This window comes from Asticcacaulis sp. (genome assembly GCF_051954415.1).
GTDB lineage: Bacteria > Pseudomonadota > Alphaproteobacteria > Caulobacterales > Caulobacteraceae > Asticcacaulis.
In genome coordinates this window covers 45770-71703 of the sequence record NZ_JBQCHT010000002.1, presented here as the reverse complement: position 1 = coordinate 71703, position 25934 = coordinate 45770, and the positions used below count along the sequence as shown (strand labels likewise).

22 protein-coding genes and 1 tRNA gene are annotated in these 25934 nt (G+C 59.1%); 15 read left to right on the top strand and 8 right to left on the bottom strand.

Going from position 1 to position 25934, the window contains the following annotated elements:
• The first annotated feature begins 59 nt into the window (after positions 1 to 59).
• Entirely contained in the window at positions 60 to 725 is a 666-nt protein-coding gene (locus ACTHND_RS00365) for a J domain-containing protein (protein WP_440175218.1), read from the top strand.
• Positions 726 to 925: 200 nt separating this feature from the next.
• On the opposite strand, the gene ACTHND_RS00360 is transcribed toward ACTHND_RS00365, so the two are convergent.
• Positions 926 to 1639 carry a GNAT family N-acetyltransferase gene (locus ACTHND_RS00360; protein ID WP_440175216.1) on the bottom strand — a complete coding sequence of 238 codons (714 nt, stop codon included), beginning with the start codon at positions 1637 to 1639 and terminating at the stop codon, positions 926 to 928.
• 73 nt (positions 1640 to 1712) lie between these two features.
• On the opposite strand from ACTHND_RS00360, the gene ACTHND_RS00355 reads away from it, so the two are divergent.
• From ACTHND_RS00355 to ACTHND_RS00335, 5 genes are all read left to right on the top strand, one after another.
• Complete coding sequence (locus ACTHND_RS00355) at positions 1713 to 2162, top strand: GFA family protein (protein ID WP_440175215.1); 450 nt, start codon at positions 1713 to 1715, stop codon at positions 2160 to 2162.
• A 97-nt stretch (positions 2163 to 2259) separates the two neighbouring features.
• The gene (gene cobS, locus ACTHND_RS00350) at positions 2260 to 3261 is read left to right on the top strand and encodes a cobaltochelatase subunit CobS (protein WP_440175213.1); all 1002 of its coding nucleotides are present in this window, start codon (positions 2260 to 2262) and stop codon (positions 3259 to 3261) included.
• A 120-nt stretch (positions 3262 to 3381) separates the two neighbouring features.
• A complete protein-coding gene (gene cobT, locus ACTHND_RS00345) occupies positions 3382 to 5226 on the top strand; it encodes a cobaltochelatase subunit CobT (protein ID WP_440175212.1) in 1845 nt (614 codons plus the stop codon).
• A 12-nt stretch (positions 5227 to 5238) separates the two neighbouring features.
• On the top strand, positions 5239 to 5502 hold the full coding sequence (locus tag ACTHND_RS00340; protein ID WP_440175211.1) for a hypothetical protein: 264 nt from the start codon (positions 5239 to 5241) through the stop codon (positions 5500 to 5502).
• Positions 5483 to 6478 carry an esterase-like activity of phytase family protein gene (locus ACTHND_RS00335; protein WP_440175209.1) on the top strand — a complete coding sequence of 332 codons (996 nt, stop codon included), beginning with the start codon at positions 5483 to 5485 and terminating at the stop codon, positions 6476 to 6478. The genes ACTHND_RS00340 and ACTHND_RS00335 overlap by 20 nt, the downstream gene beginning before the upstream one ends.
• Positions 6479 to 6543: 65 nt before the next feature.
• On the opposite strand, the gene rpmB is transcribed toward ACTHND_RS00335, so the two are convergent.
• The 5 genes from rpmB to ACTHND_RS00310 all read right to left on the bottom strand — a co-directional run bounded on the left by rpmB (position 6544) and on the right by ACTHND_RS00310 (position 8882).
• Entirely contained in the window at positions 6544 to 6837 is a 294-nt protein-coding gene (gene rpmB, locus ACTHND_RS00330) for a 50S ribosomal protein L28 (RefSeq protein WP_303827873.1), read from the bottom strand.
• A 184-nt stretch (positions 6838 to 7021) separates the two neighbouring features.
• Positions 7022 to 7537: a CarD family transcriptional regulator gene (locus ACTHND_RS00325; RefSeq protein ID WP_090644948.1), complete on the bottom strand. Its 516-nt coding sequence runs from the start codon at positions 7535 to 7537 to the stop codon at positions 7022 to 7024.
• A 375-nt stretch (positions 7538 to 7912) separates the two neighbouring features.
• The gene (locus ACTHND_RS00320; RefSeq protein WP_440175207.1) at positions 7913 to 8107 is read right to left on the bottom strand and encodes a DUF1294 domain-containing protein; all 195 of its coding nucleotides are present in this window, start codon (positions 8105 to 8107) and stop codon (positions 7913 to 7915) included.
• Positions 8108 to 8219: 112 nt separating this feature from the next.
• Positions 8220 to 8471 carry a ferredoxin family protein gene (locus ACTHND_RS00315; RefSeq protein ID WP_440175206.1) on the bottom strand — a complete coding sequence of 84 codons (252 nt, stop codon included), beginning with the start codon at positions 8469 to 8471 and terminating at the stop codon, positions 8220 to 8222.
• Positions 8472 to 8567: 96 nt separating this feature from the next.
• Positions 8568 to 8882, bottom strand: a complete 315-nt coding sequence (locus ACTHND_RS00310; RefSeq protein ID WP_440175205.1) for an RNA-binding S4 domain-containing protein — start codon at positions 8880 to 8882, stop codon at positions 8568 to 8570.
• A 122-nt stretch (positions 8883 to 9004) separates the two neighbouring features.
• On the opposite strand from ACTHND_RS00310, the gene ACTHND_RS00305 reads away from it, so the two are divergent.
• Both ACTHND_RS00305 and ACTHND_RS00300 read left to right on the top strand, forming a co-directional pair.
• Positions 9005 to 11479: a glycoside hydrolase family 9 protein gene (locus tag ACTHND_RS00305; protein WP_440175204.1), complete on the top strand. Its 2475-nt coding sequence runs from the start codon at positions 9005 to 9007 to the stop codon at positions 11477 to 11479.
• A gap of 197 nt (positions 11480 to 11676) precedes the next feature.
• The gene (locus ACTHND_RS00300) at positions 11677 to 12870 is read left to right on the top strand and encodes an esterase-like activity of phytase family protein (RefSeq protein WP_440175202.1); all 1194 of its coding nucleotides are present in this window, start codon (positions 11677 to 11679) and stop codon (positions 12868 to 12870) included.
• Positions 12871 to 12881: 11 nt separating this feature from the next.
• Here the strand turns inward: ACTHND_RS00300 and ACTHND_RS00295 are convergent, their stop codons facing one another.
• Complete coding sequence (locus tag ACTHND_RS00295) at positions 12882 to 13142, bottom strand: DUF6966 domain-containing protein (RefSeq protein ID WP_440175201.1); 261 nt, start codon at positions 13140 to 13142, stop codon at positions 12882 to 12884.
• Between the two features lie 37 nt (positions 13143 to 13179).
• Positions 13180 to 16047 carry a helicase-related protein gene (locus tag ACTHND_RS00290; RefSeq protein ID WP_440175200.1) on the bottom strand — a complete coding sequence of 956 codons (2868 nt, stop codon included), beginning with the start codon at positions 16045 to 16047 and terminating at the stop codon, positions 13180 to 13182.
• A 256-nt stretch (positions 16048 to 16303) separates the two neighbouring features.
• Here ACTHND_RS00290 and ACTHND_RS00285 point away from each other — a divergent pair.
• The 7 genes from ACTHND_RS00285 to ACTHND_RS00255 all read left to right on the top strand — a co-directional run bounded on the left by ACTHND_RS00285 (position 16304) and on the right by ACTHND_RS00255 (position 25899).
• Positions 16304 to 16380: transfer RNA gene (locus ACTHND_RS00285), tRNA-Arg, on the top strand.
• Between the two features lie 573 nt (positions 16381 to 16953).
• Entirely contained in the window at positions 16954 to 18048 is a 1095-nt protein-coding gene (locus ACTHND_RS00280; RefSeq protein ID WP_440175199.1) for an ABC transporter ATP-binding protein, read from the top strand.
• Entirely contained in the window at positions 18045 to 18920 is an 876-nt protein-coding gene (locus ACTHND_RS00275) for a carbohydrate ABC transporter permease (RefSeq protein WP_440175197.1), read from the top strand. The genes ACTHND_RS00280 and ACTHND_RS00275 overlap by 4 nt, the downstream gene beginning before the upstream one ends.
• A complete protein-coding gene (locus tag ACTHND_RS00270; RefSeq protein WP_440175196.1) occupies positions 18917 to 19753 on the top strand; it encodes a carbohydrate ABC transporter permease in 837 nt (278 codons plus the stop codon). Before ACTHND_RS00275 ends, ACTHND_RS00270 begins: the two co-directional genes overlap by 4 nt.
• A 170-nt stretch (positions 19754 to 19923) precedes the next feature.
• A complete protein-coding gene (locus tag ACTHND_RS00265) occupies positions 19924 to 21207 on the top strand; it encodes an extracellular solute-binding protein (protein ID WP_440175195.1) in 1284 nt (427 codons plus the stop codon).
• A gap of 8 nt (positions 21208 to 21215) precedes the next feature.
• On the top strand, positions 21216 to 22730 hold the full coding sequence (arfA, locus tag ACTHND_RS00260; protein WP_440175194.1) for an arabinosylfuranosidase ArfA: 1515 nt from the start codon (positions 21216 to 21218) through the stop codon (positions 22728 to 22730).
• Positions 22731 to 23049: 319 nt separating this feature from the next.
• Positions 23050 to 25899, top strand: a complete 2850-nt coding sequence (locus tag ACTHND_RS00255) for a TonB-dependent receptor (protein ID WP_440175192.1) — start codon at positions 23050 to 23052, stop codon at positions 25897 to 25899.
• Positions 25900 to 25934 lie beyond the last annotated feature (35 nt).

Below are 25934 nucleotides of genomic sequence, written 5' to 3'. Positions count from 1 at the left end.
TTTCTGGGTATGGAACGGATGTCAGCGTCTTTTAAGATTTAAGGATCATATTTCAAGATATGAGCGAAGGATTTAAGTACAAGCCGCGTCTCGGTATGGATATGCGTATTCGCCCGCCAAAGGAAGGCGAGGAAAAAACACGTCGCGCCGAAGACGACGTGCTGCAACTCAAGCCCGGTGAAAAGCCGTGCGAATGGCCGGAGTGCCACAAAGCCGCCACGGCCAAGGCGCCGAAGTCGCGCGAAATGATGAACGAGCACTATAATTTCTGTATGGCTCATGCGGCTGAGTACAACAAGAACTGGAACTTCTTCGCCGGTATGAGCGAAGGCGAGGCCCGCCGACACCGCGAAGCCATTGCCACCGGTGATCGCCCGACCTGGGCCTTCCGCGCCTCGCGCGTCAGCCGTGAAGCCGCGAACTTCGCCACCAAGGGCACCAAGGCCGGCGGTTTCTACGATCCGCACAGCGTCTTTGGCGCCGGCGCGGCCCCGATGAAGGAAAAAGGCGTGCAGTCGGAACGCCAGTACGGCAAGATTGAGCGCGGCGCCTTTGCCGATCTCGATCTCGAAGTCGGCGCCACGGCGGAGCAGATTCGTGTGCGCTACACCGAAATGCTCAAGCGCTGCCACCCGGACAATAACGGCGGCGACCGCTCGGCCGAGGACAAGTTGCAACGCGTCATCAAGGCGTACAAGATTCTCAAGAAGATGTCGCTCGCCTAGGCGGTGTTTTCGCCCGTGGACGTCGCAGTCGTCGCTAGCGGGTATTATGTATACCCGCGTCGCTAGCCGGCTAGCCACGAACAAAAATCCCTCGCCTATGCGGTGCTCTCAATTTCTCCTCCCCTGCGAGGCGGGGGAGGTGGCAGCGCGAAGCCCTTTCGGGCTGGTGCCGCTGACGGAGGGGGCAAGCCCCTCACGTCCTATAAACTGCTGAAAAACGGATCGTCCGCCACGTCTCCACCCGGTTTGCGGAACAGATGGACGTGCATTCGCCGGCGCAGGGCAAAGCCCAGGCTTTCATAAAGCCCGATGGCTGGCGTATTTTCCGGCAGGACATTGAGAAACGGCACGCGGCCGTCGGCGACGATCCGTTTGCCCAAAATCGAGGTCAGGCGCCGGGCATGGCCGCGTCCCTGAAAATCCGGATGGACGCAGATGGCGCTGATCTCGGTGAAATCCGCAGGCTTCATGCGTTCGCCCGCCATGGCCGCCAGCCGGCCGGCTTCAAAGACGCTGATATAGTTGCCCATTTCGATGGTGCGCTGGCCAAACGGGCCTGGCTTCATCAGGGTGGTCAGGGCGATCATTTCGTTGACGTTTTCAGGCGTCAGCGGCTGGGCGTCATCAGCTACATCGGCAGGACGGAAATCATAACCCGCCATTTGCAGGATGGGGAAATGCACCAGCAGATCCAGGCCCTCAGGTGTTGCCAGTTCTTCCGGTGACCACAGCACGGCGGTCTCGCCTTCAGCCATCCGCTCGGCCAGAACGGGCAAGGCGTCGGGGGTTTCAATGGCCGCAAAAGGGGAAACGTCCGCCGGATAGCGCCGCACAGGCCCATCGCCGATGGCCAGATGGGAATGGCGGCCGGCGAGGGCCGACCAGGCGGGATTGTCGAGTTCAGTGATTTTCATAGAGGGGCATCTAGCAGAAATCGGATTCGGCTGCTGCCGGAATCTTGCGCTATAAATGGCTATGGAGGCGCATATGAACAATATTCTGAAAGGCGGCTGCCAGTGCGGCGCCATCCGCTTTGAAGTGACCGGTCCGCTGCCGGACGCCTCGATTTGTCATTGCCGCATGTGCCAGAAGGCGTTCGGTAATGTCTTCGCGCCGTTGGTCTCGGTGCGCGGCACCGATTTCCGCTGGACGAAGGCGGAGCCGAAGCGTTTTGCCTCCTCCAATCTGGTCAATCGCGGCTTTTGCCCTAAGTGCGGCACGCCCCTGACCTATGAAGCGCCGGACGGCATGGCGATTTCTATTGGCGCTTTCGATCATCCGGAAGCCCTGGAACCGCATATACAATATGGAGTGGAAGCCAGGATCAAGTGGCTCGATCATGTCAATGACTGGCCAGGACTTACCACGCTAGAGGATATTGAAGCCGCGCCGTTTCTCGATAAGCTGGTCAGCTATCAGTACCCGGACGGGCCTTAAGCAAAAAACTTCGCGCGGCGCGAAATTACGGGTTGTTTCCTGACCTCTAAAGTCTTAGCTGAAACCCGTACATCCTTGCCGCCGAAAGCCTGATTATATGTCCGCCGAGCTTGAATATCCCGATCCGCTGCTGTCCCATGTGCCCGATAAAAAGGTCAATGTCCGTGACGTATTCGGTATTGATATCGACATGCAGGTGCCGGCCTTCACGCACCGTGACAGCCATGTGCCGGATATTGACGAGGCCTACCGCTTCGATCCGCAGACAACCCAGGCCATCTGCGCCGGTTTCGCCTTTGATCGCCGCGTCATGGTGCAAGGCTTCCACGGCACTGGCAAATCGACCCATATCGAGCAGATCGCCGCGCGTCTGAACTGGCCTCTGGTCCGCGTCAATCTCGACAGCCATGTATCGCGGATCGACCTGATCGGCAAGGACGCCATTGTGCTGAAGGACGGCCAGCAGGTCACCGAGTTCAAGGAAGGCATCCTGCCGTGGGCCTTGCAGCGTCCGGTCGCCCTGGTGTTTGATGAATACGACGCCGGTCGCCCGGACGTGATGTTCGTCATTCAGCGCGTGCTGGAAGCGCAGGGCCGCCTGACCCTGCTTGACCAGAACAAGGTGATCAAGCCGAATCCGTTCTTCCGCCTGTTCTCGACGACCAATACCATCGGTTTGGGCGATACAACCGGCCTTTACCACGGCACCCAACAGATCAACCAGGGCCAGATGGACCGCTGGTCGCTGGTGACCACGCTCAACTATCTCAGCCACGAAGCCGAGGTCGAGATCGTGCTGGCCAAGGTGCCGGAGTTCAATACACCAGAGAAGAAGGGCGTCATCGACGCCATGGTGCGCGTGGCGGATATGTCGCGCTCGGCCTTTGCCAATGGCGATATCTCCACGGTCATGTCGCCGCGGACGGTCATCACCTGGGCCCAGAACACTCTGATCTTCAACAATGATCCCGAACTGGCCTTCCGCCTGTCCTTCCTCAACAAGAGCGATGAACTGGAACGCCATACCCTGGCCGAATTCTATCAGCGCGCCTTCGGCACCGATGTGAAGGAATCGGCGCTGAAGGTGAAGGTGATCTAATTTTCTCCTTCCCATGATAATGGGGAGGGGGACCACGAAATGGTGGAGGGGCGCCCCTCCGTCATTTGCTACGCAAATGCCACCTCCCCATTGTCATGGGGAGGAGAGGATACAGTCCCCATGGCCCAAAAGCCGACCATCCTGTCCGAACCATTCAAGAAGGCGCTGGTGCATTCCACCCGGGCGCTTGCGGAGGATTCCGAGCTTGAGGTGGTCTTCGGCTCGGACGGTCCGCGCCTTGATGGCCAAAAGCTGATTTTGCCACATCCGCCGCGTGACCTGGCGCCGAAGCTGGCCCAGCGTGTGCGCGGACAGGCCGACCGTCTGGCCCTCAAGTGCGCCCATCACGACGATGCCATTCATGCTCGTGCCCGTCCGCGTGACGATATCAGCGCTGATGCCTTCGATGCACTGGAAGAGGCGCGTCTGGAAGCGATCGGCGCCCGCGCCATGGCGGGGGTGCGCGCTAATTTGCTGGCGGCTCAGGAAGGTGATCTGGAACGCTCGGGCCTCTATCGCAAGGAAGACAAGGCCGAGATCGGCCTGCCGGAAATCCTCGGTCTGATGGCGCGCGAAGCGGTCACCGGCGATCCGATTCCGCATTCCGTGCAGCGCGTGGTCAATCTGCTGCGCGCCGAGATCGAGGAAAAGACTGGCGACGGACTGGAAAAGCTGGCTGCGCTGATCCACGACCAGAAGGCTTTCAATAAACAGGCGCGTCATATCCTGACGGCGCTCGACCTGAAGGACGACAGCCAGGACGCCGAGGACGAGAAGGACGAAGGCGAGGAGGGCGAGAGCGAAGGCGACAGCCCGAAGGAAGATGCGCCCGAAAAGGATGAGCAGGACGACAGCCAGTCGCAACAGGACCAGCCGGAGGAACAGACCGGCCAGGACCAGCCGCAGGAGGGCGAGGACGACTACACCCAGATGCAGGGCGACCCGCAGATGGCGTCCGAATCCTCGACCGATGAGACGCCTGATGGCGAAGCCGGTGAGGCCGAGCGCCGCGAGAACGATCAGCCGGACGCCAATGTCAAAAAGGACTACGAGGTCTACACTAAACAGTTTGACGAGATCATCACGGCAGAGGAACTGTGTGATCCGGAAGAGCTGGAGCGCCTGCGCGGCTTCCTGAACGCGCAACTGGCCAATATGGCCTCGGTCGTGTCGCGCCTCGCCAACCGTCTGCAAAGGAAGCTGCTGGCCCAGCAGAGCCGTTCCTGGTCATTCGATCTCGAAGAAGGCGTACTCGATGCCGCCAAGCTGACGCGGGTGATCACTGACCCTTCCGCGCCGCTCAGCTTCAAGCAGGAAAAGGACACCGAGTTCCGTGACACGGTGGTGACCCTGCTGCTTGATAATTCCGGCTCTATGCGTGGCCGGCCGATTATGGTGGCCGCCATCTGCGCCGACGTTTTGGCTAGGACCCTGGAGCGCTGCGGCGTCAAGGTCGAGATTTTGGGCTTTACGACGAAAGCCTGGAAGGGCGGCCTGTCGCGCGAAGCCTGGGTGCGGGCGGGCAAGCCGGCCAATCCGGGGCGTCTGAACGACCTGCGCCACATCATCTACAAGGCCGCCGATAATCCCTGGCGCCGGACGCACAAGAACCTCGGTCTGATGATGCGCGAAGGGCTGCTGAAAGAGAATATCGACGGCGAGGCCCTGCAATGGGCCTATTCGCGCCTGGCGGGTCGGCCGGAGCAGCGCAAGATCCTGATGGTGATTTCGGACGGCGCGCCGGTCGATGATTCGACGCTTTCGGTCAATTCGGGCCACTATCTAGAAAACCATCTGCGCAAAGTGATTACTGATATCGAGACCGCCCATCGTGTGGAACTGGTCGCCATCGGTATCGGCCATGACGTGACGCGCTATTACAAGCGCGCCCTGACCCTGATCGATGTCGAACATCTGGCCGGCGGGCTGATGGATAAGCTTACCGAACTCTTTGAAGAGAAATAACTCTTTAGCCACATGACACAGCTATTTCTTGAGCATAAAGTTTATAAACCGAAGGCTGACGGTGTGCAGATTTACATCTGTCAGGAAAAGATCGGGCGCAATTTATTCGCCGTTCAGTTATCGACGTTTGCGAATGAAGATAACGCTGTTGCGGCAATGGATCAGCATAACCATTACCAGGCAGACATGTTGGTTAGCTTCATATCTAATCCAGATATTGAATGGTTTGCGACGGTAGAAGAGGCAATTGCGGCCCATGATGAAGACTTCAACTAGCATTTTCCTTGGTCTTGCCCTTCTCGCCACCTCGGTCCATGCCGAGCCCTTGCCATACCTGCAAAAGCCCACTGTCAGTTTTCGTGCCTTGAAGGGCAGCGACCCGAAACCGGTCAATCCGAAGGTGCGCTATGTCGGTGGTTATGAACTGGTGGCAAAAGGCACATCCGAACTGGTGGGCCTGTCCGATCTGCACATCTTCTCCGATGGCGACACGCTGAAAGTGGAAGCCGTCAGCGATTTCGGCACCATGGCGCAATTCGATCTCAAACCGGATGGCAAGGGCGGCTATCTTGACAGTCCTTTGGAAATCGATCCTTTGCTCGATTCTGATGGCAAGCGTTTCGCTTATAAGACTGAAGCCGATTCGGAGGGGATGACGGTCGATCCGTTAAGGGGAGATCGCTATGTCTCTTTCGAGGGGCATCAGCGTGTAATGAAATTTGCCGCACCGGGAAAAGTCGTTCCCTGGAAGCGGGCCGGCGAAACCCTGCCATTGGGTGGACTGCCGAGCTTTCCGCCGAACCTCGGCATGGAGGCGGTCACCTATATCCAGGAACCGAAGGGCGATGCCCTGCTGATCGGTGTCGAAGGGGGCGGCTTCTGGCGCTGCGGGCTGGCCCTGAACACCTGCACGGAAATCCACGGTCCCGCCACGCCTGGTTTCCTCTATATGATGACATCGCTGGCTGTCGTCGATTACGGCGATCCGCGCCGCGGTCACGATATTCTGGGGCTTTATCGCTATTACGACCCCATCACCGGGCCGCGCAATATACTTCGCCTGCTGCATCTGGAAGGCGACACGCTCACTGTGGTCAGCGACATGGTCAAGATCACGCCGCCCCTGCCGGTCGATAATTTCGAGGGCGTGGCCTCGGTCAAAACCGCGACCGGATATCGCGTATTCCTGGTCAGCGACAGCGTGAAGGCGGACGGCATGTCCAAACTGCTCGTCTTCGACTGGACACCCTGATCGCCAAATGAAAAGCCCTGAACCGAGGTTCAGGGCTTTTCATTTTGTTCGGTATCCCGCAGGGATTAAGCGGCGGTTTCGGCCAGCTTGTCCTTGATCTGCTTCTTCAGGCGGCGAGCGCGGATCGACAGGTTGGCGTCGTCAGCCTTGACGATGAAGGCATCCAGGCCGCCCTTGAAGTCGAGCGTGCGCAGGGCGGCGTTCGAGATCTTCAGACGGAAGGTCGCGTTCAGCGCGTCCGATTGCAGGTTGATCTGGCGAAGCGACGGCAGAAAGCGGCGCTTGGTCTTGATGTTCGAGTGGCTGACGCTGTGGCCGACCATAGGACCGACACCGGTCAGTTCGCAACGACGCGACATGGGATTTACCTTGTTAAACGAGTATGTGAGCGCGTCCGGACACCTGTCCGTCGCGCGAGAGGCGGTTCTATAGGCAAATGAGCGGGGGAGGTCAAGGGTAAAACGGCATTTTTGCCTTGTCATTCCAGCAAAAAAGCCTTCCGGAACTCCGGAAGGCTTTTCATTTTCAAAACCGGAGAAAGGCTTAGGCGGCCTTGGTCAGGTTCTTGTTGAGGATGGCCACGGCCGAGTCGCGGTCGATCTTTTCGATGGCCGCCACTTCGCGGGCCATGCGGTCGAGGGCCGATTCATAGAGCTGGCGCTCAGAGTAGGACTGCTCGGGCTGGCTGTCGGAGCGATAGAGATCGCGGACGACTTCGGCCAGCGAGACCAGACAGCCGGAATTGATCTTGGCTTCATATTCCTGGGCGCGGCGCGACCACATGGTGCGCTTGATACGGGCGCGGCCCTTGAGGGTGACAAGGGCTTGCGACATGATGGCTTCGTGGGCGAGATGGCGCAGGCCGGCCACCTTGGCCTTCTTGGTAGGCACGCGCAGGGTCATCTTTTCATGGTCGAAGGTAACCACATACACTTCCAGAGTGTAGCCAGCCACTTCCTGGGTCTCGATCGCCGCAACCTGGCCCACGCCATGGGCAGGATAGACGACCTTGTCGCCTACGGTGAAATCATGACGGGAAAGGGTGAGGGTGTCGGACATGGCGAACCTTTCGAGAGGTTGGGGCAAACCGGCGGACAATCGGGTCTCATAGGCGTCAAGGCGTCTCGCTCCAGCAACCGGGGAGGGGCTGAAGGTTACGCATGAGCGCACAAAATCATCCTCAGGAGAGCCCTCATGGGGATGATGGATGTGCGCTATTTCTCAACTAAGACAAGGTTGTCATCCGACCTGCGTCGATGGTGCATTTAAAACCCGCGCGAAGCGCAGGTTTGAACGCCTGAAACAAACGAAGATTTGCGCGGATCGTGTGGTCTGGGTTTATCCGTGAAGGACAAAAAGCGGGCCGTGCGACTCTTGCAATATGACACGTATATCACAAATTTACGGCGAAATAAAGGGCGGGTGCGTTAGCGCTCACACAGGCTGCCACATCAGCAGCAGCGTAGCGCAGAGAAGCGCCGCTTGAAAGCGTGCTGCGAAATAAACCTTGTGAATAAAGGCTTTTTTACTGCCTTTATGGCGAAAAACCTGTGTGCCGATCAAGGCGTCTGGCCATCCGCCGAGCCAGCAGAGAGCCAAAAGCGTTCGTTCGGAAATGCGTTTTCTCACATAACGGCGTTTCTTTTATCAAGTCGCCAGGCGTGCCATGTCATAAGATTGATAAGCGCGCCATAAAGCAGAAACGTGGGCCACAGAGGCAAGCGGCTTACTTGCCGTCGGCTTATTTGCCATCTCCGGGCTTTTCGGAGAAGTATTTCTCGAACTTGCCGGTTTCGCGCTCGTAGTCCTCGCGGTCGGCCGGCGGGGTGCCCTTTTCCGAGATATTGGGCCAGATGGCGGCGTATTTAGTGTTGATCTCCAGCCACTTGGTGCCTTCGTCCTCGGTATCCGGCTTGATGGCGTCGACCGGGCAGACTTCCACGCAGTCCATGAACTTGCACTTCACGCAAGGGTCCATAACGATGTAGGTCATAGTCTAAAGCCTCGATTACAAACTTGGAATGTGTGCGTCATGCTCAGATAAGGCCGCTGTGTCAAGAGTCCGGCGGCAGTGGAAACCCGATTTGTTCTAATTCGAGGCATTAGTATCCGTGTCAGCCGCCGCAGAGGCTTGTCGGTAAAGGCTTTGGGCTTCAGTTGCGGGTCCGCGTCGTTCGCCGGCATCCTGCACGATAATGTCGAACAGGCGGGTGCCTATGGCGAAGATCAGCCGGTCACCGGGCCTGACGGAGGCGGAGGCCTTTTCGATACGCGTCACCCTGCCGAAGCGCTCCAGCCGGATATGGCCGCTTTCGCAGGCCCTGGCCGAGAGGGCGCGGGTCTTGAAGAAGCGCGCGCGCCACAGCCATACGTCAAGCCGGACTGAAGAAGTTTCTGTCTGCATGACCTGAATATTGAGATGCAGTGCCTGTATGTCAAACGGCTCTTGTGATCAGGCTATCCTCCGCTATAGTCCTGTAATCGATATCAATGCCCCGCTTTCAGAGGGCAGATTGGGAGAAGACCATGAAGATCAGTAAACTGATGATGGCCGTATCATGCCTGTCTCTGATGGCGGGAGCGGCGGCCGCCGAGCCCAACTTGAAGCTCAATGACAAGGGCTATTTCGAGGCGCCGGGACTTAACGTCACGGTCTTTGCCGACATTTACCCGGATGGCCACCAGACCGGAGTGACCGTTATCCAGCACGGTGTGCGCGTGGCGGCCAATGGCGATCTGCGGCTGGAGCCGTCTCCAGGCCAGTGGTCGCCCATGCCGGCGGGCGACGGCAAGCCGGTGGTCGATGCCGCGACCAATTCGGTCAGCCAGGCACTGCACTATCCGGACGAGTCGAAGAACCGCAAAGGCTTCAATCCGATCGCTTATCCCGATCTGAATTTCAGCTACCATGTGCGCGTCACGCCGTTGGAGGGAAACGCTTTCCAGGTGTCGGTTGATCTGGACAAGCCCTTGCCGAAAGATTGGGAAGGCAAGGTCGGCTTTAACTTCGAGTTGTTCCCGACCGATCTCTTCGGCAAGTCGTGGCTGATGGATGCGCAATCGGGTATTTTCCCGCGCCAGGCCAATGGCGGCATGGAAAATGACCATGGCCAGACCATCACCGCGCCTCTGGCCGAAGGCAAATCCCTGACTGTGGCGCCCGAAAGCCCGCTACAGCGCATGACGATCCGGAGCCAGACCGGCGAACTGGAACTGATCGACGGCCGCGGTAATTTCAACAATGGCTGGTATATTGTTCGTGAAATCACCAGACCGGGCGCCACAAAGGATGCCATCACCTGGACGATCACGCCGAATGTCGATCCCGACTGGCGCTACACACCGGTGGTGCAGGTCAGCCAGGTCGGTTATAGGCCGGATCAGGCCAAGACCATCGTCATTGAGCAGGATAAGCGCGACACCCAGGCCGATCCGCTGGTGCTCTACCGCATGACGGCGAACGGACGTGAGGAGGTCGCGCGCTATACGCCGAAACCCTGGGGGCAGTTCCTGCGTTATAACTACCTGACGGCCGACCTGACGGCGGTGAAAGACCCCGGCATGTACGAACTGGAATATCGCGGCGAGGCGACGGGTGTCTTCCGTATCGCCGAAGATGTCTACGACCGCCATGTCTGGCAGCCGACCCTGGAATATTTCCTGCCTGTCCAGATGTGCCATATGCTGGTCAAAGAGAAGTACCGCACCTGGCATGGCCTCGACCACGAGGACGATGTCCGCATGGCGCCCGTCAATTTTAATCATTTCGACGGCTATCTGCAGGGTGGTTCGACGCTTACGAAATACCAGCCGGGCGATCATGTGCCGGGCTTGAATTCCGGCGGCTGGCACGATGCCGGCGACTACGACCTGCGCGTCGAAAGCCAGATGGGCACGGTGTGGCTGCTGTCGAAGATGGTTGAGGAGTTCGGTCTGGATTACGATGCCACTACGATCGACGAGGCGAAAAAGGTTACTGAAATCCATCAGCCCGATGGCCGGAACGATGCCCTCCAGCAGATCGAGCATGGCCTGCTGTCGGTGCTCGGCGGCTATAAGGCGCTCGGCCGCACCTATCGGGGCATCATTGAGCCCGGTCTGGCGCAATATACCCTGCTCGGCGATATCTCGACCCAGACCGACAATCTCGACTACGATCCGACGCTGAAACCGGGCGAAAGGACGGCCAGGACTTCATCCATTCCGGACGACCGCTATGTCTTCACCGAGGATAATCCCAACCGTGAACTGACGACAGCGGCGCAACTGGCGACGGCGGCACGCGTCCTGACCCCGACCAATCCGAAAATGGCCGCCGATGCCCTGGCGGCGTCGCGCGATCTTTATGACAAGGCCTATGATCGCGCCACGGATTTGCAGGCGAAGGTCTTTGTGCTCTCCGAGCTAGCGCAGACGACGCATGATTCCGCGGTCCTGAAACGGTTGGTGGCGCTAAAACCGGAAATCGTCGCCCATATCGACCAGACCGGCGCGGTACTGGCTTCGGCCATGCCGCTGATCAGGGACAAGGCGTTCAACCGGGATGTCGGTGCGGCGGTGAAGGCCTGGCAGGCTAAACTGACCGACGAGGCCACCAAGACGCCCTATGGCGTCCCTTACGTGCCCTATATCTGGGGCGCCGGCTGGGATATCCAGAAGTTCGGCGTCGACCAGTATTTTATCCGCAAGGCATGGCCGCAATATACGCCTGACGCCCTGCAGATGGAGGCGCTGAACTTCGTGCTGGGCGTCCATCCGGGCGAGAACACCGCGTCCTTTGCTTCCGGAGTCGGGGCAAAATCGGCCACTACCGCCTATGGCGCCAACCGCGCCGACTGGTCCTATATCCCCGGTGGCGTCATTTCCGGTACGGCCCTGATCCAGCCCGACCTGCCGGAACTGAAAAAATGGCCCTATTTCTGGCAGCAGACGGAATACGTCATGGGCGGCGGCGAGACCAATTATATGTTCCTGGTTTTGGCGGCAGCGCAGAAGCGTTAACTGTCATGGGCTTGTCACGCGGTATGTCCATAAGCGGACTCCCAAAAGGAGACCTGCCTATGCGCTCGCTGATAGTCCTGCTTGCCCTGTTTGCCGCCACTTCGGCCGCCGCCGAACCACGCCTGATCGCAGCGCTGGATATTGATGTCTAGCGGCATGACCTGGCGGTTCAAACGGCTGGTACACTGGAAGACGGTGTGTCGGGCAATATCCTCGGCGGCCTGGGCTCCGGCCTGGCCTATGCAGGGGGTGATGCCTTCCTGATGCTGCCTGATCGTGGGCCGAATGCCACGCCTTATGACGTCTCGGTCGATAACGCCACACGCTATTATAACCGGTTCCATAGTTTCCGTTTCCAACTTGGACCTTCGAGTACTGGCCTGCCTTTTACAGTCAAGGAAACGCTTGAGGCTACAACTCTGCTGTGGAGCCCCACACCTTTGACCTATAAAGGCGAGGCGCCGGCACTCAATGCCGCGGGCCGTTTCTATTTCAATGGCCGTTCCGACCAGTTCGATGCGGCTGAGGGCTCGACCAATCCGGACAATGCCCGGTTTGATCCAGAGGGCATCCGCGTCTCAGGCGACGGCAAGAGCGTTTTCGTTTCGGATGAATACGGGCCGTATCTCTATCAGTTCGATCGCGCCACGGGCCAGCGCCTGAAAAGCTTCGCCCTGCCGTCTAAATTCGCGGCATCGCACCTATCCTCGAAAGGCGAAGCCGAAATCGCCGGCAATGACAGCGGCCGCGTGGCCAACAAGGGTATGGAAGGCCTGGCGATCACCCCGGATGGCAAGACCTTGGTCGGTATCATGCAAAGTCCGCTGGCGCAGGATGGCGGCACCAGGGCGCCTTATGTGCGTATTGTCACGGTCGATATCGCCAGGGGTGCCACGCACGAATATGCCTATGGCCTGAACAATACCGGTACGGCGGAAAAGCCGAAATATGCCGGTATCAGCGAGATCGTGGCGGTCAATGACCACCAGTTCCTGGTCGATGAGCGCGATGGCAAGGGGCGCGGCGCCGGCGGTGAACCGGTTTTCAAGAAATTGTTCCTGATCGATCTGAAAGGTGCCGCCGATGTCAGCGACCTGAGCGGTGCCGAGGCCCTGGCCGGCAAGACAGTGACCAAGACGGTGTTCCTCGATATGGTCGCGGCCCTGAAAGCCGGTGGCGTGGTTACGGATGCCATTCCGGAAAAGATCGAGGGCGTCACCTTTGGCCCGGACGTTACGCTGAATGGGGGCGTCACCCACACCCTGTGGATCGCCAGCGACAACGACTTCCTGAGCACGATTGACGGCAAGCCCAATCCCAACAGTATCTATGTGTTCGGTTTCAGCGATGCCGATCTGCCGGGTTATGTACCGCAGGTGCTGGCGCAGTAACTCTATATGTGCTAACGAATTTCACGTCTCAGATTGTTGGCAAGAGACCAGGCTTTCGACCTCAAACTGTCGAGTTGCTCGTTTTCTTCAATGGGTAATTTTCCATCCTGGCTAAGGATAAGGTCATTTAACGATTCCATTCCGCCAAACATACTCAGAAATTGTTGCAAGCCATAAGCGTCAGACTTTTCGATATTATCAGCCGCCTGTTTCACGCGTGCTGCCCAAGTGTTGATGCCTTGTTGAAAGAGCAAAGTTTGCAGGCCCCGCAAGCTTCCAGAAATTCAGCGACATCGGGATGCTGCATTATCAGTCCTGCTCGACCTTTTCGGCCAACCGGGCGCGCAGGTCGGCGAATGGCGAGTAGGGATTAACCGCCGGTTCTTTGCGAGACTGATCCTTATGCGGCCGTTCCGGGCGCTGGCCACCTTGCGGCCTGCCCTTGCGAGGGGGCTTGCCTTCACCGCGTTCGCTGGAGTCTTTTGGCGCCTTGCGTTCCGAACGTTGTCTTTGCAGTTTTTCACGCGGCGGGCGCGGCTCAAATGACTTATGCCGCCAGCCTAGCAACTGGATTTCGCGGGTTTCCGTTACGGGCGACGTTTCGGCCGCGACTTCGGGCACTTCCGGCAGGGCTTCAACCGTCGGTTCAGCGGTCGCTTCAACAGCGGTTTCGGTCTCAGCGGCTGTTTCTGCCGGCACTACGTCTACGGTATCGGTCGGACTCTCAGGCACGGCGGTCGCCTTGCCCTTGCGACGTCGGCGACGCTTCTTGCCTTCTGCTGTCGCTTCCCCGGCGACAGGCGTGACCACGACCGTTTCGGTGATGGTGATGGGCTCGACCTTGACCAGGCCCAGGGCCTGCATCAGCTTGTCGCGCTGCTTGTCTCCCAGGGCGAGGACAGCGAAGGCATCTTCCCTCACATAGGTTGCCCCCTTTTGCCACTGGCCGTGGTTCATGATCTTGTCGAGTTGCGACAGGGTCTTGAGCGCCACCGCGCCGTAATCATCCAGCAGCAACTGGCCACGCAGGCTGTGCTTGCGCTGTGGATGGTCGGCGGGGTTTTCGCCCTTGCCGAACGCTTGCAGCAGCGGCCGGAGTTTCGGGCTTTGTATATCGGGCAGGAACCAGGCGTAGCGATGGCCGGCGATTCCCAATGCCTTAAGCGCGGCCTTGTCTTCCGGCGATAGCTTGAGCGCCTCGTCACGCGCCATGACGCCGCCGTTTTCATAGAGCCGGAAGGCGATGGCGCGGACATTGGCCGACATGCTCTCGTCATCAGCCACCTGCTTCATCTTGTAGAGGCTTTTCAGACCCGATTGCGCGGCCTGCCGCACATAATCGGTCAGACGCTTGAGCGCGCGTTCGGACAGCACCGGATGGTCCGGCGCGTCGATCAGCTTTAGGCGCGGATTGAACCAGTCCGAAGGCTCAATACGGGCCACGGGTTCCTTTTGCCACAGCACATCGTGGTTGCGGATCTGGAAGGTTTTTGAGGCGCTTTGCGCCAGATCGCGCAGGCGATCGAGCAGCAGAGGCTTTATGGCGCGGTTGGCCGCCTGGCGCAGGGCCTTGTCGGCGACCAGGCTCTCGCTGCCGGAGGGGCGGAAGCTCAGGCCCTTGACCTCGCCGACCACATGGCCTTCGATGATTACCTGGCCTTCGGGCGTGACTTCCGGACGCGGCGCTTCCTCGGCGTCGAGCGCCTTCAGAAGCGCGCTGGTCCGGGCATCGATAAAGCGCTGCATCAAGGCTTCGTGCAGCTTGTCGGACAGACGTTCTTCGAGATCGCGCGTGGTATCGCGCCAGTGCTCGGTGCGCGCCAGCCAGGCGCCGCGATTGGCGATATAGGAGAGGGTGCGCACGCCGGAAAGGCGCGAGGACAGGGTATCGATATCACCATCCATATGATCGAGATCGCGCAAGGCGCCCTCGAACCAGTCTTCAGCGATAAAGCCACCGGGGCTGAGGCGCGACCAGAACAGGTGCGATACCAGCTTCAGGTGCTCGTCGAAACCGATCTTGCGGAAATCCGGCAACTGGCAGGCTTCCCACAGGATGCGCAGGGACACCGGGTTCTTGATCTTGGCGGCGATGTCTTCGTCCTGACTTAAGGCGCGCAGCGATTTTTCGTCGAGCGCCTCCTTGGCCAGGTGCAGGCCGATGACGTGCGAAGGCTCGGTCAGGCTTTTCAGCAGGGCGTCGAGCGTCGAGAAGTCGAGCTTGTGGTTCCGCCACTGGGCGGCATCGAGCGGCGTGAAGATATGGTTTTCCACAGCGTGGACCAGATCCTCATCCAGTTCGTGGCACTCACCGGTGACACCAAAGGTGCCGTCATTCATATGGCGGCCGGCACGACCGGCAATTTGGCCGATCTCCTGCGCGGTCAGGTGGCGCGTATGTTTGCCATCAAATTTCGAGAGGCCCGAAAAGGCGACATGCTGGATGTCCATGTTCAGGCCCATACCGATGGCATCGGTCGCAACCAGGAAATCGACCTCACCCTTCTGGAACAGTTCAACCTGAGCGTTGCGCGTCTTGGGGCTGAGGCTGCCCATGACGACTGCCGCGCCGCCGCGCTGGCGGCGGATTAGCTCGGCGATGGCGTAGACCTTCTCGGTCGAGAAGGCAACGATAGCGGTGCGCTTGGGCAGGCGGGTCAGCTTCTTTGGGCCGGAATAGGTCAGCGAAGACAGACGCTCGCGCATCATGATCTCGGCGCCGGGAAAAAGCCGGTGAAACAGCGGCGCGAAGGTCTTGGCGCCGAGAAACAGCGTCTCGAAGCGGCCGCGGGCGTGCAGCAGGCGATCGGTGAAGACATAACCGCGCTCAGTATCGCCGCAAAGCTGGATTTCATCGACGCACAGGAAGTCGACCTGACGCTCCAGCGGCATGGCCTCGACCGTGCAGATGAAATAGGACGGCAGGCGCGGAATGATCTTTTCCTCGCCGGTAATCAGGGCCACCGCGTTCGGCCCCTTGGTCGCCACCACGCGCTCGTAGATTTCACGCGCCAGCAGGCGCAGGGGCAGGCCCATCATACCGGAAGCGTAGCCGCACATGCGCTCGATGGCGTAGTGGGTCTTTCCGGTATTGGTGGGACCGAGCACGGCCATCAGCTTGGCGTCGCTGACGGCGTGGATGAGGGGGCGGGGCTGGTGGGGGGCGATCTCTGACACGGTGCATAAATAGGCGTGCGACCGTCATTTGGAAAGCGCTAATCGCAAATCTGAACGAGGTGTTACCGGATTGCTGAACGGCGCGGAAACAAACCGTGTCCGAATCACTGACGCCGGCCGATACCTGTTCTGTTCTCTACCACATATGGTGTCCGCAAATCAGTTTAACCATATGCGGCGCGCAGTGGATAAATCGGCGCGAAAAATATCCGGCCCTTGCATCCCGTTGAAGAGGACGTGTAAAGAGGCGAGGCGTGGCCCCTTAGCTCAGCCGGATAGAGCAAGGCTTTCCTAAAGCAGAGGTCGGGGGTTCGAGTCCCTCAGGGGTCGCCATCTCTGTGCGTTAGCATTAAGACACGCAGATTTTAGCGTTAAGACACGCAGATTTGCCCACTCAGAATTGATTTTGAAGGATTTCGCTACCTAAAATATATATTTTTGGGTGTCGATGCCGCCCGAAACGCGCAGAAAACGCGCAAATTTCAGTCGCTAAGAGGGCCTTCAAAACGAACAGCACCTGCCGGGTTTTGGCCCGAAGGCGACATGGGCCCCCGCCCCGCGACATCCAGGGCGATCTGCTGTTCGATCCCAACCGCCATACGCGCGTCCAGCCGATCCATTACACGGCGGAAGGCGTGCCCGATTTTGGTTTACCTGTCATGATTGGCCTACTGGCGGACACCTGACCACTCTCAAATACTCTGACAAAAAGAGCGGATGCGGGATATGCTCGGATCCGCTCTTTTCGTTCACATGTGAGTTTTTCACATAAAAAACAGCAAAAAATGAAAATTAACAGCACCAGTAAATTGCGCTTGCTGCTCGTTTTCAGCGGTGATACATGTTTTTTGTCTGAGTAAAAGCGCACAACAAGGCGCCGCCGGGCAAGATACAGGGAGCAGGCGCGTGAGCGGCATAGAGATCAGGAATGTCAGCAAGGCCTATGGCCAGGTGTCTGTTCTGGACGATATTTCCTTATCCATCGCGGAGAACGAGTTTATCGCCTTCCTGGGGCCATCGGGCTGTGGAAAATCGACCTTGCTGCGCATGATCGCGGGGCTGGAAGAGGTCGATGGCGGGGAAATCCATATCGGCGAGCGCCGGGTGGATAACCTGCCGCCGGGCGCGCGTGGCGTCGCCATGGTGTTCCAGAACTACGCCCTCTATCCGCACATGACCATCGCCGACAACATGGCGTTCGGTCTGAAGAATATCGGCATCAGGAAGGATGAAATCAGCCGCCGTGTCGATGAGGCGGCGCGTATCCTGGAACTGGAGCCCTATCTTGGCCGCAAGCCGGGTGAACTGTCCGGCGGCCAGAAGCAACGCGTCGCCATTGGCCGTGCCATTGTGAAAAAACCTGCGTTATTCCTGTTCGATGAGCCGCTGTCGAACCTGGATGCCGCCCTGCGAATGCGGACGCGGCTGGAACTGGCGCAACTGCGACGGCGTTTGAAGGCCACCATGATCCTCGTGACCCACGATCAGGTCGAGGCCATGACCCTGGCTGACCGGATCGTGGTAATGAAGGACAAGATCATCCAGCAGGTCGGCACGCCGATGGAGATCTACAGCCGGCCGGCCAATGTGTTCGTGGCTGGCTTTGTGGGCTCGCCGCCGATGAATATCATGAAAACGGAGATCGCCAACGAGGCCGGTTTTGCGGCGGTCACCTTGGGTGGCCACACAGGTATCCGCACCGGCATTCGCATGGACAGCCTGCCGACTTCAGATCACTGGCGGGTGGGCCTGCGACCGGAAGCCATCCGCATCGGTGTTCCGGACCAGAGTGACCTCAACGCGATTGTCGAGTTCGTCGAGCGCCTGGGTGAACGCACCCTGGTCTATGCGAAACTGGAAGATGGCACAGCGGTGACGGCCGAAGATTCCGGCCTGTCGCGTGTCCGCATGGGCGATGCCGTTGGCCTGAAACTGAATGCCACGGCCGCGCATCTCTTTAGCGCACAGGGCGTGGGCTATCACGCGGACGGTGTGGAATGACCGCGGTCGCCCGCAAAAAGGCTGATTGGTCGAACGCGCTGTTCGTGGCGCCGTTCCTGTTCGTCTATCTCAGCTTGCTGATCTATCCGCTGCTGTCGGGCATGTTCCTCAGCCTGTTCAAGGCCGACCTTTTCGGTGGCCGTGAATTTGTCGGGCTGGAGAATTTCAGCCGTCTGCTGCGCGATGATGTCTTCCTGCAGGCGGTGGTCAACACGTTTTACTTCGTCCTGCTGACCGTCCCGCCGCTGACCGTCATTCCGCTGGTTCTGGCGCTGCTGCTCAATCGCACCACGCGGGTGGCGGCCTTCTTCCGCGGTGTCTTCTTTTCGTCGTCGGTGCTGTCGGTCACCATCGTCACCCTGATCTGGCGCATGATACTGATGGCTGATGGCGGCTTCATCACCAATATCCGTGCCTTTTTCGGATTGCCGGCGATCCCGTTCCTCAGCGATCCGAACCTGGTCATGATCTCGATGGCCATGATCACCGTGTGGTGGTGCCTGGGCCTGCCGATGATGCTTTATCTGTCGGCGCTCCAGCAGGTGCCGCGCGATATCTACGAAGCCGCCGAACTGGATAACAGCTCGTGGTGGCGTACGCTTGTCTTCATCACCCTGCCGTCGCTTTACCGCACGGTCGTTCTGGTTGCCATCTTCCAGGTGGTGCTGCAATTCCAGCTTTTCGGCCAGCCGCAACTGATCACACAGGGCGGCCCCAATGGCGCCTCGCGACCGATCGTGCTGTTCATCTTCGAGGTCGGCTTCCGCCGCTGGGATATCGGCTATGCCGCGGCGGCTTCGCAAATCCTGTTTGCCATTATCCTGATGGCCACGGTGGCACAGTATTTCGTTACGCGAAAGAGGGCGAAATGACTCCAGCCCAGATTAAAAGCGTCCGTGACGTCGGCGTGCTGGTCGCTCTGATCGGGCTCGGCCTGATCATGCTGGTGCCGCTGATCTGGACAGTGATGCTGTCGCTGAAATCGAACGGCGACCTGTTGCGCTCGACCGCAAATGCTTTCCATGCACCCTATACCGGCGAAAACTATACGGCGATCATGCAGAATAGTCAGGTTTTGCACTGGCTGCTCAATTCGGTGATCGTGTCGGGCCTGACGACGCTCGGCGTGCTTATCCTGTCCTCGCTGGCGGGCTACGGCTTTGCGCGGCTCGATTTCCCCGGCCGTGATAAGCTGTTTCTGTTCGTGTTGTTCGGCCTGGCCATTCCGGAGCAGGCGGTGATCATCACCCGTCACCAGATGTTTAGCGCCCTGCACCTGCATAACAGTTTCCCCGGCCTGATCCTGCCGGGACTGGCGGCGCCTTTTGGCGTCTTCCTGATGACCCAGTATTTCCGCGCTATCCCGAAGGAACTGGACGAGGCGGCCCTGCTCGACAATGCCTCGAAGTTCAAGGTGTTCTGGCAGGTGCTGCTGCCTCTGACCGTGCCGGCGCAGGCGACGCTCGGCATCTTCACCTTCCTGTCGAGCTGGAACGATTACTGGTGGCCGCTGATCTCGGCCACGCGCGCCGATATGTTTACGCTGACTGTGGGACTGGCCTCGTCACAGATCAATTTCGCCCAGACCAGCGGCCTCGGCTATCTGATGACCCAGGCGGTCTTTGCTTCGGTGCCGATCCTGATCGTCTATATCCTCTTCCAGAAGTATATCGTGAAGGCGGTATCGGGAGCGGCGGTGAGATGAGGTTTTTAAAAGTAAGAACCCCCACCACCACGCCTTCGGCGCGGTCCCCCTCCCCAACAAGTTGGGGAGGTACAAGAAAACAGCATCCTCTATTGAACCTCGCCAGTTTACTGGGGAGGGGGACCGCGCGCCTCTTGGCGCGTGGTGGTGGGGCATCTTGCTTACTTTTGGTGCTCGCGCTTGTGGGTTGCCAGCCGAAGGACACCACCACCCATATCACTGTCCAGCGCATTTTCGGCGAATGCCGCGCCAATGTGCCGAAAGGACAGGCGCCGCTGCGCAACCCCGATGGCGAATGCGAGATCGTCACCGGCCTGCTCGATGCGTTCGAAAAGGAAAATCCGGATATCAAATTGTCGGTCAATGTCGCGGCCTGGCCGGGCTACGACCAGTTATCGGCGGAATACGCCGCCGGCGATCCGCCCGATATCGTCACCATGCACATGTCGGCCATGCCGGATTATCAGTCGCGCGGCATGATTGTGCCGCTGGATGAGGGTTTTGCGGCGCATGGCATCAACCCGGCCGATTTCACCCCTTCTGCGAAAGCCGGCGTGATCATCAAGGATCATGCCTACGGGATGCCGTTCGATAACTGGACCCAGCTTTGGCACATCAATACCGGCCTGTTTGCCAGGGCGGGGCTGATGGAGGACGGGCAACCGATCCTGCCACATTCGCCGGATGAACTGATCCGGCAGGCCCGCCAGTTCAAGGCGAAAACCGGCCTGCCATACCTGATCCAGGCGACGGACAATGAGCGCGCCTCCTATACACGCAACCTCTATACCTATCTGCTCGACCAGAAGGCGGTCTTCTTCCCGGATCACAAGCACATCAGGCTCGATACGCCGCAAGCGCGCCGCATCGTCGACCTGTTCCGTCAGATGTATTCTGAAAACCTGATGACGCACGACCAGGACTATCCGGCGGCGACCTCGGCCTTTCTGAACGGGCAGGGGGGCGTCTATCAGGTCGGCACCTGGATGATCGGCGCTTTCAATGCGGAGGCCAATACCGAGGGCCGGCCGCTCTATCACGCCTATACGGTCAAGCCCTATCCGATGCTATATGGCTCGCAACAGGTCGCCTATGTCGATGGCCACGCCTGGGTGATGCCGAAGCGCCAGCGCACCCCAGCGCAGACTGAGGCGGTTTTTCGCCTGATGAAGTTCCTGCAACAGCATGATTATGACTGGTCGCGCACAGGGCACCTGCCGAGCCAGATGCCGGTGGCGACGAGCGCGCAATATCTCGCCCTGCCATACCGCAAGGACATCATTGAACTGGCCAGTGTTGGCGAAACCCTGCCGGTGGGCGTCGAGCGCCAGTTCGCCATCCAGGATATCATCGGCGACGAAATGGCCTCAGCCATCACCGGACACAAGACGACGGAACAGGCGCTGCAAGCCGCCGAACACCGCGTCAACGACCTGCTTTTCCATCTCCTCTGAGCAATATCATGACCCTCAAAGCCTCCATCATCGCCGACCGCGATTTCGTCATCGCCCCGCTCGACCGCCGCGTCTTCGGCACCTTTGTCGAGCACATGGGCCGCTGCGTCTATGGCGGCATTTACGAGCCCGGCCACCCGACCGCCGATGAGCATGGCTTCCGCGGCGACGTGCTGGCCCTGACCAGGGAACTGGGCGTCACCATCGTGCGTTATCCGGGCGGTAACTTTCTCAGCGGCTATGACTGGGAAGATGGCGTCGGGCCGAAGGATCAGCGCCCGGTGAAGCTCGATCTTGCCTGGTTCACGACCGAGACCAACCAGTTTGGCACCAACGAATTCATCACCTGGTGCCGCAAGGCGGAGGTCGAGCCGATGTTCGCCGTCAACCTCGGCACGCGCGGCCCGGACGAGGCGCGTCATTTTCTCGAATACTGCAATCATCCCGGCGGCACCTATTATTCGGAGCTGCGCAAGTCGCATGGCTTCGAGCGACCGCACGACATCAAGTTCTGGTGCCTGGGCAATGAAATGGATGGCCCATGGCAGACCTGCGCCAAGACGGCGACCGAATATGGCCGCATCGCCCAGGAAACCGGCAAGGTGATGAAGTGGGTGGATCCCAGCATCGAACTGGCGGCCTGCGGCTCCTCACAACGCGCCATGCCGACCTATGCGGCGTGGGAATATGAGGTGCTCGATACCTGTTTCGATCAGGTCGATTATATCTCGCTGCACCACTATATGCGCAACGACGCGAACGACATCAAAGAGTTCTTCGCCGAGATCGAGAGCCTCGATTACTTTATCAAGGAAGTCGCCGCCGTCGCCGATGCCGTGGCTGCCAAACGCCGCTCGAAGAAGCGCATCATGCTGTCGCTCGACGAATGGAACGTCTGGTATAAGGCGCACACGCCGACGGACGTGAAGAAGCCCGGCTGGCCCGAAGCGCCGCCGCTGCTGGAAGAGATCTACAATTTTGAAGACGCGCTGGTCGTCGGCGGCGCGCTGATCGTCATGATGAACAATGCCGACCGCGTAAAGGCCGGCTGCCTGGCGCAACTGGTCAATGTCATCGGGCCGATCTTCACCGAAACCGGCGGTGCCGCCTGGCGCCAGACCATCTTCCACCCGATCGCCGACTGCACCCGCCTGGGCCATGGTGAGGTGCTGCGCCTGAAGGTCAACACCACAACCTTTGAATCCAGGGCGCATGGCGACATCCCGCACCTGCTGGCGACTGCGATTCACAATCCGCAGACCGGCGATGTGTCGATCTTTGCACTGAACCGCTCAACGGAAGAGGCGATGGACTTGTCCGTCGATCTGCGCGGCCTGGGGGAGGGGCTCGTGATGACCGCCTCGACCGAGTTGCATCATGCCAATCTGAAACAGGTCAATACGAAAAATGACGAAGCGATCCGGCCTTCCGTAAACGAGTCTGCCAGGCTTTCGGGATCGGCTCTGACGGTGGTTCTCAAGCCGCAGTCGTGGAATGTCTTCGCCCTCAAGCCGGCGCGCTGACCGGACCGGCCGGTTTCGTTAGGAAGGCTAAATATTTGTCCTACGAAAACGGCTGGTAAAAAGTCATTGTAATCATGTGATAAATGCCTGGTTTTGAAAATAAGAGAGCGATATATTTTATTTGTAAAACAATAAGATTTATTTTTAACCAGTAATATCAATGCGTTGTGGGCGTGTGGCGATTTTGCGACATGTGGTATATAAATCAGACAAAATAACGCCCATTACGACAAACCTGTATTGACAGATAATTTATTGTCGGACAATATAGCGGGACAGAGTTCACGAAAATGAACCGGAACCATACAGGGAGATCGACATGACTGACCGTTCGTCAGTGGCCCATTGCGGCCAAAAATCCATCCATAAATTTGGCCTGACCCTGGCCTCGTCGGTCCTGGCACTTGGCTTTGCCACGACCGTCTTCGCACAGGACGCCGCACCGGCGGCACCTGCCGCCGCACCGGTTGATGATACCGTCGTCATCGTCAAGGGGGTGCGCGCCTCCATCACCAAGAGCCTGGCCGTCAAGCGCCGTGCCACCCAGGTGGTCGATTCGATCGTCGCCGAAGATATCGGCAAGCTGCCGGATAACAACGTGGTCGATGCCCTGCAGCGCGTCACGGGCGTTCAGGTGACCGGCCGCACGGGCGGCGAAGCCACCGCCATCTCGATCCGCGGCCTGCCGGATATCGCCACCACCTGGAATGGCCGCAACGTCTTTACCGCTTCGGGTCGCCAGTTCGCGCTTCAGGATATTCCGGCGAACCTGGTTCGCCAGATCGATGTCTACAAGACCCGCGCCGCCGATCAGCTCGAAACCGGCCTGGCCGGGCAGGTCGATGTTGCCACTCTGCGCCCGTTCGATTTCAAGGGACCGGAAATCTCGGTGGCGGCGCGCGGCATCTATATCGAGCCCGCCAAGGAGTTTAACCCGAACATCAGCATCCTGGCCTCCAACCGCTGGCAAACCGGCGCGGGTGAAGTCGGCGCCCTTGTGAACCTGTCCTATGCCCGCACGAAATATGCCGACCAGAGTGTTACGGCCGGCGCCCTGGTGCCCTTCCTGACCGAAACAAATATTCCGGCCGGCTGGGTGCCGCTGGAGCGTATTTTTAATACTGACGGACGCGCTTCAGAAAATCCGATCTGGACACCGGGCCTCTATCCGGGTCTGCCGAGTGCAGCGGGCTCTACCCTGAACATCAATGGTCAGGCGTACCCGTATTATCTGTCGCGCGACGCCATCTTCCAGAACGAACTGCAGGGTGACCGCGAGCGTCCGTCGGCCGTCGCCGCCTTCCAGTGGCAGCCGAATGCCGATGCGGTCTATACCGCCGAATTCTTCTATGACGGTTACCGCAACTCGACCTTCAACAATCTGTTCTTCTCATTCGTTGACTGGTGGGGCAATCCGGGCGCGGTCACGACCTATCCGGGCACCAATATCCTCAAGACCCGTACCGTGGATAATGTCTATGGCTTCAACAGCGGCGATATGACGGTAGCCTCGACTGACTCCTACGTCTACGCTCTGAATGGCAAGTGGAATGTCGGCGAAAACCTGCAACTGGTCGGCGACCTGTCCTATCAGAAGAGCGTGTTCAAGTCGGCCTTCATGGCGCAGCGGACCGATCGCGTCCACAGCCAGATCAATGTCGATTTCAATCGCGGCGACGGCATTACCGAATTTAACTTCGCCGACATGGCTGCCCTGACCGATCCCACCGCCTGGAACGTGGCCCAGTTTTACGATAACGGCAATCGCAACTTCGGCGAGGCCCTGACCGGCCAGCTCGACGGCGACTATACGCCCGACAACTGGGGTCCGGTCAAAAAGTTCAGCTTCGGCGTCCGCTGGGATGATCGCAAGGCCAACGAAGCCAACCGCACGCAAAGCTCGTTCCTGGGGCGCCCGCTCAGCGCTATGGATGCCGGCTTCTCCTATTATAACAGCGACTTCTTCAGCCGTGCCGATGTGCCGCATGAGTGGGTGGTGGCCAATGGCTACTATATTGCCGACCATATCGACGATATCCGCGACCTCTACCATTCGGTCGACGCCAACTTCCTGACCACGGATCAACTGTCGCTCTTCCGCACCTTCCAGGTCGAGGAGAAGACCGGTTCGGCATACGCCCAGGTCGATCTCGAAAACCAGGTCTTCGGTCGCCGCCTGCGCAGCGAATTCGGCCTGCGGTATGTCGATGTGACCACGGACATGACCTTCTTTGACAAGGCGACCGGCGATGTCGGCCACGACACCAAGTCGATTGCCAAGGTTCTGCCCAGCATGACCCTGCGTTATGATGCGACCGATGAGTTCACTCTGCGCTTCAACTATGGCGAAACCCTGCGTCGTCCGGACTTCACCGCTCTGAACCCGATCCTGAACCTGGCGGGTGACATCACCAATGTCGGTATCGGCGGCGGCTCGGGCGGCAATCCGAACCTGCGTCCGACCCACGCCAAGAACACCGACCTGACGGCTGAATGGTACTTCTCGCGCGGCAGCGCCATCTACGGCACCCTGTTTCGCCGCCAGATCGACGGCCTGGTCGTGCCCTTCTTCTACACGGTCAATGTGCCGGATGCCGATCCGGCCCTCAATGCCACCACTTTCCGCGTCAGCGCCCCGGTCAATGCGTCCGATGGCGTTCTGGAAGGGATGGAACTGGGCCTGACCTACTTCCCGGAAAATCTGCCGGGTATCCTGGATGGTTTCGGTGTCCAGACCAGCATCACCTATCTCGACTCCAAGCAGAACGTGCCGGTCGAAGGGACGGATGCCGATCATATCACCAAGTCGCTCAACACCCAGTTCTTCGGCGTGTCGCCGCTGTCCTATAACGCCACGCTCGCCTATGAGCGCGGTCCGGTCGGCGCCCGTCTGTCCTATGTCTGGCGCAAGAACTTCCTCGACCACAATGAGGCCAGCATCTTCGCCAACCCGCTGGGTGTCTGGAAGCGTCCGGAAAAGAGCCTGGACTTCCAGATCAATTACGACATCACCGACAAGATGTCGGTCAGCCTGGACGCCACCAATATCACGGACGAGCTGAGCCAGTCCTATTACTACTTTGGCGGCGCCGGCGGCCAGGATACCGATAATTTCGGGTCCAGCATACTCGGCCGGACGATCGCCATCGGCTTCCGCTGGAAGTACTGACAGTACCGCGTACCTTCTCTAACCTGACCTCAGGG